The sequence below is a fragment of the Albidovulum sp. genome (assembly GCF_008933605.1).
Classification (GTDB): domain Bacteria; phylum Pseudomonadota; class Alphaproteobacteria; order Rhodobacterales; family Rhodobacteraceae; genus Albidovulum.
Genome location: NZ_WBUS01000149.1, coordinates 1 through 7,656 on the forward strand (window position 1 = coordinate 1; position 7,656 = coordinate 7,656).

The 7,656-nt window shown below is 69.0% G+C and carries 6 protein-coding genes; 4 read left to right on the top strand and 2 right to left on the bottom strand.

Annotated elements, in window-relative coordinates:
- The 3 genes from hutH to hutU form a co-directional block, all read left to right on the top strand.
- A partial coding sequence (gene hutH, locus F9K34_RS15405; RefSeq protein WP_291338008.1) for a histidine ammonia-lyase occupies nucleotides 1-1,427 on the top strand: 1,427 nt, incomplete at its 5' end.
- Nucleotides 1,424-2,236 carry an N-formylglutamate deformylase gene (hutG, locus tag F9K34_RS15410; protein ID WP_291338009.1) on the top strand — a complete coding sequence of 271 codons (813 nt, stop codon included), beginning with the start codon at nucleotides 1,424-1,426 and terminating at the stop codon, nucleotides 2,234-2,236. The genes hutH and hutG, both read left to right, overlap by 4 nt.
- Nucleotides 2,233-3,918 (top strand): urocanate hydratase, encoded by a 1,686-nt coding sequence (hutU, locus tag F9K34_RS15415; protein WP_291338010.1) that lies wholly within the window; start codon nucleotides 2,233-2,235, stop codon nucleotides 3,916-3,918. The genes hutG and hutU overlap by 4 nt, the downstream gene beginning before the upstream one ends.
- A 45-nt stretch (nucleotides 3,919-3,963) precedes the next feature.
- Here hutU and cysN read toward each other — a convergent pair whose 3' ends face one another.
- Both cysN and cysD read right to left on the bottom strand, forming a co-directional pair.
- Complete coding sequence (cysN, locus tag F9K34_RS15420) at nucleotides 3,964-5,871, bottom strand: sulfate adenylyltransferase subunit CysN (RefSeq protein ID WP_291338011.1); 1,908 nt, start codon at nucleotides 5,869-5,871, stop codon at nucleotides 3,964-3,966.
- A 38-nt stretch (nucleotides 5,872-5,909) separates the two neighbouring features.
- A complete protein-coding gene (gene cysD, locus F9K34_RS15425) occupies nucleotides 5,910-6,815 on the bottom strand; it encodes a sulfate adenylyltransferase subunit CysD (RefSeq protein ID WP_291338012.1) in 906 nt (301 codons plus the stop codon).
- A gap of 102 nt (nucleotides 6,816-6,917) precedes the next feature.
- Here cysD and F9K34_RS15430 point away from each other — a divergent pair.
- A partial coding sequence (locus F9K34_RS15430; RefSeq protein ID WP_291338013.1) for a hypothetical protein occupies nucleotides 6,918-7,656 on the top strand: 739 nt, incomplete at its 3' end.

Genomic DNA, 7,656 nt, shown 5'->3' on the forward strand with positions numbered 1-7,656 from the left:
AGGCCGCCGCCGCCCGCGTCGCTGCCGCCGCCGCCGGCGCCACGGCCGTCTATGGCGTCAACACCGGCTTCGGCAAGCTCGCGAGCCTCAAGATCGCGCCCGCCGATACCGCGCGGCTCCAGGAAAACCTCATCCTGTCGCATTGCTGCGGCGTCGGAGACCCGGTTCCGGCGCGCGAGACCCGGCTGATGATGGCGCTGAAGCTGCTCAGCCTCGGTCGCGGCGCCTCGGGCGTGCGCTGGCAGTTGATCGAGCTTCTGCAGGAGATGCTGGCCCGCGGGGTGACGCCGGCGGTGCCGGCGCAGGGCTCCGTCGGCGCGAGCGGCGACCTCGCGCCGCTCGCTCACATGACCGCCGTGATGATCGGCGCGGGCTTTGCCGAGTACGGCGGCCGTGTCCTGCCGGGGGCCGAGGCGCTCGCGGCCGCCGGGCTCGCGCCGGTCGCGCTGGGCCCGAAGGAGGGTCTGGCGTTCATCAACGGGACGCAGTTCTCGACCGCCTTCGCGCTCGCCGGGCTGTTCGGCGCCTGGAACGCGGCACGCTCGGCGCTGGTGGTCTCTGCCGTTTCCACCGACGCGATCATGGGATCGACCGCGCCGCTGCAACCCGAGATCCATGCTCTCCGTGGGCATCCCGGCCAGATCGAAGCGGCGGCGACCATGCGCGCGCTGCTCGAAGGCTCGGCGATCCGCGAGAGCCACCGCGAAGGCGACACCCGCGTGCAGGATCCCTACTGCATCCGCTGCCAGCCGCAGGTGACGGGCGCCGCGATGGATATGCTGCGCATGGCCGCTGGGACGCTGGAGGTCGAGGCCAACGCGGCCACCGACAACCCGCTCGTCCTGTCGAACGGCAGGATCGTCTCGGGCGGCAACTTCCACGCCGAGCCCGTGGGTTTCGCCGCCGACATGATCGCGCTCGCCGTGGCCGAGATTGGCGCCATCGCGCAGCGCCGGGTCGCACTGATGGTCGATCCGACACTCAGCCACGACCTGCCGCCGTTCCTGACGCCGGATCCCGGCCTGAACTCGGGGCTGATGATCGCCGAGGTGACGACGGCGGCGCTGATGAGCGAGAACAAGCACCTCGCCAACCCTTGCGTAACCGATTCCACCCCGACGTCGGCCAACCAGGAGGATCACGTCAGCATGGCCGCGCACGGTGCGCGGCGGCTCGGGAGGATGGTGGAGAACCTCAACCGGATCCTCGGGGTCGAGCTTCTCTGCGCCGCGCAGGGGGTGGAGTTCCGCGCGCCGCTCGCCACCTCGGCGCCGCTGCAACAGGTACTGGCCAGGCTGCGGCAGGACGTGGCCCCCATCGGGGCGGATCGTTACCTCGCCCCCGACCTCGAAACGACGGCACGCCTTGTCGCGGGCGGCACGATCGCCGCCGCGGCCGGGCTCTCGCTGCCGGAGCTTCGGCCATGACGCCGGTGGAGGTGATCCCCGGCGACGGCCCCGTCATCCTCGGCCAGCCGCACGGCGGCACCTGGCTGCCCGACGAGATCGTGGCTCGGCTGAACCCCACCGGCCACGCGCTGGCGGATGCCGACTGGCACATCGGCCGGCTCTACGACGGGCTCGTGCCCGGCGCGACGGTCGTGCGCGCCACCTTCCACCGGTATGCCATCGATGCCAACCGCGACCCGTCGGGCACCTCGCTCTATCCGGGGCAGAACACCACCGGGCTCGTGCCCCTGACGGATTTCGACGGCCAGCCGATCTGGCGGGAAGGGCAGGAGCCCACCGCAGAGGAGGTCGAGGCGCGCCGCCTGGCCTTCCATGCGCCCTATCACGCCGCGCTCGCGGCGGAGGTGGCGCGGGTGCGCGCCCGCCGCGGCATCGCCATCGTCTACGACTGCCACTCGATCCGGTCGTGCATTCCCTTCCTCTTCGACGGCGTGCTGCCCGATCTCAACATCGGCACCAACGGCGGCGAGTCCTGCGCGCCCGCGATCGAGGCCGCCGTCGCCCGAATCTGCGCCGGCGCCGGGGGCTACACCCATGTCCTCAACGGCCGCTTCCGGGGCGGCTGGACGACCCGCCACTACGGGCGCCCCGAAACCGGTGTCCACGCTATCCAGATGGAGATCGCGCAATCTGCCTATCTCAAGGAAGAGGCTCCGCCCTGGAGCTATGACACGCGCAAGGCCGACCGGCTCCGCCGTTGGCTGAAGCATATTCTTGACGCGGTCGCCGATGCGGCGGCCGAGCTACCGAAGGACGCACGCCCATGACTGACCCTCGCCACAACCTCCGCGACGTCTATCCGCCGACCGGTTCCGAGCGAACCGCGAAAAGCTGGCAGACCGAGGCCGCGATGCGGATGCTGATGAACAACCTCCACCCCGACGTGGCCGAGAACCCGCACGAGCTTGTCGTCTATGGCGGAATCGGCCGGGCCGCGCGCACCTGGCAGGATTTCGACCGGATCGTCGCCGCGCTGAAGGACCTCGAGGCCGACGAGACGCTGGTGGTGCAGTCCGGCCGCCCGGTCGCGGTGGTGCGCACCCATGCCGACGCCCCGCGCGTGCTGATCGCGAACTCGAACCTCGTACCGCATTGGGCGACCTGGGCGCACTTCAACGAGTTGGACCGCAAGGGGCTGATGATGTACGGCCAGATGACGGCCGGAAGCTGGATCTACATCGGGACCCAGGGCATCGTTCAGGGCACCTACGAGACCTTCGCCGAGGCCGGCCGCCAGCACTACGGCGGCAATCTGACCGGCCGCTGGATTCTGACCGGGGGCCTTGGCGGCATGGGCGGCGCGCAGCCCCTTGCGGCGGTCATGACCGGGGCCTGCTGCCTTGCCGTCGAGGTGGACGAGACCCGGATCGACTTCCGCATCCGCACCCGCTACCTCGACGCAAAGGCGCGTTCGCTTGACGAGGCACTCGCCATGATCGCCGACTGGACGGCGAAGGGCGAGGCAAAGTCCGTGGGACTTCTCGGCAACGCGGCCGAGGTCTTTCCCGAGGTCCTCGCACGGATGAAGGCCGGCGGGCCCCGCCCGGACATCGTCACCGACCAGACATCCGCCCATGACCCCCTGCACGGCTACTGCCCGGCGGGCTGGTCCGTCGCGGATTGGCGGGCACGCCAGGAGACCGATCCGGCAGGGGTGGAGCATGCCGCACGCGCCTCGATGCGTGTCCATGTGGAGGCGATGGTGGGCTTCTGGAACGCCGGGGTCCCGACGCTCGACTATGGCAACAACATCCGGCAGGTGGCCAGGGACGAGGGCTTCGAGAACGCCTTTGCCTTCCCGGGCTTTGTTCCGGCCTATATTCGGCCCCTCTTCTGCAAGGGGATCGGCCCGTTCCGCTGGTGCGCGCTCAGTGGCGACCCCGAGGATATCCACAAGACTGACGCGGCGATGAAGCGGCTGTTCCCCGAGAACGCCCACCTGCACCGCTGGCTCGACATGGCGCAGGAGCGGATCGCCTTCCAGGGCCTTCCCGCGCGCATCTGCTGGATCGGCCTCGGCGACCGGCATCGGGCGGGGCTGATGTTCAACGGGATGGTGGCAAGGGGCGAACTCAAGGCCCCGATCGTCATCGGCCGCGACCATCTGGACTCGGGCTCGGTCGCCTCGCCCAACCGCGAGACCGAGGCGATGAGGGATGGCTCCGACGCGGTCAGCGACTGGCCGCTCCTGAATGCCCTCGTCAACACCGCGAGCGGCGCCACCTGGGTCAGTCTGCACCATGGGGGCGGCGTCGGCATGGGGTTCTCCCAGCACGCGGGCGTCGTGATCGTTGCGGACGGCACGCCCGAAGCCGCCCGGCGGCTGGAAAGGGTGTTGTGGAACGACCCGGCCTCGGGCGTCTGGCGCCATGCGGATGCGGGCTACGAGACCGCCATCCAGTGTGCGAAGGACCACGGCCTGCGTCTGCCTGCGATCCTTGGCAACTGACACGATGCGGCCGGCCCCGGATGGGGGCCGGCCGGCACTGCCAGCTCAGGGGATCAGCCGCGCGATGATCAAGTCGGCGGCTTCCTCGGCGCTCGTCTCGGTCGTGTCGATGCGGATCTCGGGCGCCTCGGGCGCCTCGTAGGGAGAGTCGATGCCGGTGAAGTTCTTCAGCTGGCCGGCCCGCGCCTTGGCGTAAAGCCCCTTCACGTCGCGGCCCTCGGCCACGTCCAGCGGCGTGTCGACGAAGACCTCCAGGAACTCGCCCGGCTGCATCATGCCGCGCACCATCTCGCGCTCGGACCGGAAGGGCGAGATGAAGGCGGTGATGACGATGAGCCCGGCATCGGTCATCAGCTTGGCGACCTCGCCCACCCGGCGGATGTTCTCCACCCGGTCGGCCTCGGTGAAGCCGAGGTCCTTGTTCAGTCCGTGGCGGACGTTGTCGCCGTCGAGGAGGAACGTGTGGCGGTTCATCCGCGCCAGCTTTCTCTCGACGATGTTGGCGATGGTGGACTTGCCCGAGCCGGAGAGGCCCGTGAGCCACAGCACCGCGGGCTTCTGGTTCTTCATCGCCGCGTGATGCGCCCGGCCGATGTCCGTCGCCTGCCAGTGGATGTTCTGCGCCCGGCGCAGCGCGAAATGGATCATCCCGGCGGCAACGGTATGGTTGGTGTGCTTGTCGATGAGGATGAAGCCGCCGAGGTCGCGGTTCTCGGCATAGGGCGCGAAGGGAATCTGCCGGTCGGTGGTGACAACCGCCACGCCGATGGCGTTGAGGTCGAGCGTCTTCTTGGCCAGATGTTCCTGGGTGTTGACGTTGACCTCGTATTTCGGCGCGTGGATCGTGGCCGAAACCGTCTGGGTGCCGATCTTCAGCCAGTAGGCCCGGCCGGGCACCATCTCCGCTTCGTCCATCCAGACGATCGTCGCCTCGAACTGGTCTGCGACCTCGAGCGGCGCTTGGGCGGCGACGAGCACCTGCCCGCGGGAACAGTCGATCTCGTCCTCGAGCGTGAGCGTCACCGATTCCCCGGCCACGGCGAGGTCGCGGTCGCCATCGAGGCTGACGATCCGCGCGATCTTCGAGGTCTTGCCCGAGGGCAGCACCCGCACGGCGTCGCCGGGCCGCACCTGCCCGCTGGCGATGAGGCCGCAGAAGCCGCGGAAATCGAGATTGGGGCGGTTGACCCATTGCACCGGCATGCGGAAGGGCCCCGCCTGGTCGCGGGTATCCTCGACCTCGACGCCCTCCAGATGCGGGAGCAGCGCAGGACCCTCGAACCAGGGAGTATTCGCACTCAACCCGGTGATGTTGTCGCCCTTGAAGCCCGAGATCGGGATCGCGGTGAAGTCGGCGATGCCGATGCTCCGGGCGAAGGCCGCGTAATCGTCGCGGATGCGCTCGAACACCGTCCGGTCGTAGTCGACGAGGTCCATCTTGTTCACCGCCAGCACGATGTGGCGGATGCCGAGGAGATGGGCGAGGTAGCTGTGCCGCCGGGTCTGCGTCAGCACGCCCTTTCGCGCGTCGATCAGGATCACGGCGAGATCGGCAGTCGAGGCGCCGGTCACCATGTTGCGCGTGTACTGTTCGTGGCCGGGCGTGTCGGCGACGATGAACTTGCGCTTCTCGGTGGCGAAGAAGCGGTAGGCCACGTCGATTGTGATGCCCTGCTCGCGCTCGGCCGCGAGTCCGTCGACGAGGAGTGCGAAGTCGATTTCCTGGCCCTGGGTGCCCATCTTGCGGCTGTCGGCCTGCAGCGTGGCGAGCTGGTCCTCGAAGATCATCTTGCTGTCGTAGAGCAGCCGGCCGATCAGCGTGGACTTGCCGTCATCGACGGAGCCACAGGTGATGAAGCGCAGCATGGTCTTGTGCTGATGCGCCTCGAGATAGGCCTCGATATTCTCGGCGATGAGGGCGTCGGTCTTGTAGATCGGATCCTGGGTCGTCATGGCGGTCCTGTCTGGCTGTGGCGGAGGCGGAGAAGCGGTCAGAAGTAGCCTTCCTGCTTCTTCTTCTCCATCGAGGCGGCCTGATCGTGGTCGATCGCCCGGCCCTGCCGTTCCGAGGTGGTGGTGAGGAGCATCTCCTGGATGACCTCGGGCAGCGTCCTCGCTTCGCTTTCCACCGCGCCGGTGAGCGGGTAGCAACCGAGGGTGCGGAAGCGCACCGAACGCATCTCGGGCGTTTCGCCGTCGCGCAGCGGGAAGCGCTCGTCATCCACCATCAGCGTCAGCCCGTCGCGCACCACGGTCGGGCGCGGCGCCGCGAAGTAGAGGGGCACGATCTCGATCCCCTCAAGGTAGATGTATTGCCAGATGTCGAGCTCGGTCCAGTTCGAGATCGGAAAGACCCGGACGCTCTCTCCCTTCGCCTTGCGGGCGTTGTAGATCCGCCAGAGTTCCGGGCGCTGGTTCTTCGGATCCCAGCGGTGATTGGCGGAGCGGAAGGAAAAGACGCGTTCCTTGGCGCGGCTCTTCTCCTCGTCGCGGCGGGCGCCGCCGAAGGCCACGTCGAAGCCGTACTGGTCGAGCGCCTGCTTCAGCCCCTCGGTCTTCCACATGTCGGTGTGGAGCGAGCCGTGGTCGAACGGGTTGATGCGCTTCGCCAGCGCCTCGGGGTTCTGGTAGACGATCAGGTCCATCCCCGCCGACTTCGCCGCCCTGTCGCGCAGCGCATACATGTCGCGGAACTTCCACGTCGTGTCGACATGCAGGAGCGGGAAGGGCGGGGGCGCCGGGTAGAAGGCCTTCTTGGCCAGATGGAGCATCACGGCGCTGTCCTTGCCAACGCTGTAGAGCATCACCGGCTTTTCCGCCTCGGCGACGACCTCGCGCAGGATGTGGATGCTCTCGGCCTCCAGGCGTTGCAGGTGGGTCAGGGTCTTGCTGGTCATGCGGCGCCTCAGTGAATCCGGTTGACCTGTCGCGTAAAGCAGCGGACAAGAGAATGAACCCCCCATTTGGGGGGTATGCGTCAGTCGTCAAGGACCGGTGCCATGTCGGAGGAGTCCGAACTGATCGAGGCTCTGGTGGCCGCCGCCACGGGTCATGCCGGCGATGGCGAGAGCGGGCCGCAGGACCTCTGGCCGGCCTTTCTCGACCGGCTGGCGGCGGCGATCGGGGCCGATGGCCTCTGCCTGATGGCCTTGGATCCGGGCGGCGTGACCGAGCGATGGCAGGTCGGTGGTCTTGCCAGCCCGCCGGACCTTGCCGCGGTGGGGCGGATGCGCTGGGACCGGGTCTATTCGCAGATCGACCTGCCCGGCGCGGACAGCGATCGGATGCCGCTCAGGTGGCTGCGCAGTCCGCTGCCGGGGGGCGGGTCCGCGGTCCTCCTGGCCGAGCGGCGCGGCCGTGACTTCCGTGCCGTCGATGGCGCCCGCCTTTCCGGTCTCGGTCGCTACGTGGCGCGGGCGCTTGCAGGCTGGCGGCTCGTTCGTGCCGAACGGGCGCGCGCGATGCTCGACCGGACGGCGGCGCAGCGCCTTGGGATCGGCTGGCTCGTGCTCGGCCCGTCGGGCCGTGTCCATGCCGCATCGTCCTCGGTCGCCGATGGTATCGCGGCGCGGGCAGGGTTCCGCCTGCGGGCCGACGGCTGGCTCGACTTCACCGACGACGAGATGGGCCAGGCCTTCGGCCGGGCGCTGGCGGCGGCGCAGGCGGGGGCCGAAACGGCAGGGGCCACGCGGCCGGGCGTCCTCGTCTCCACGCGCGACCCGGCGATCCGCCTCGTGA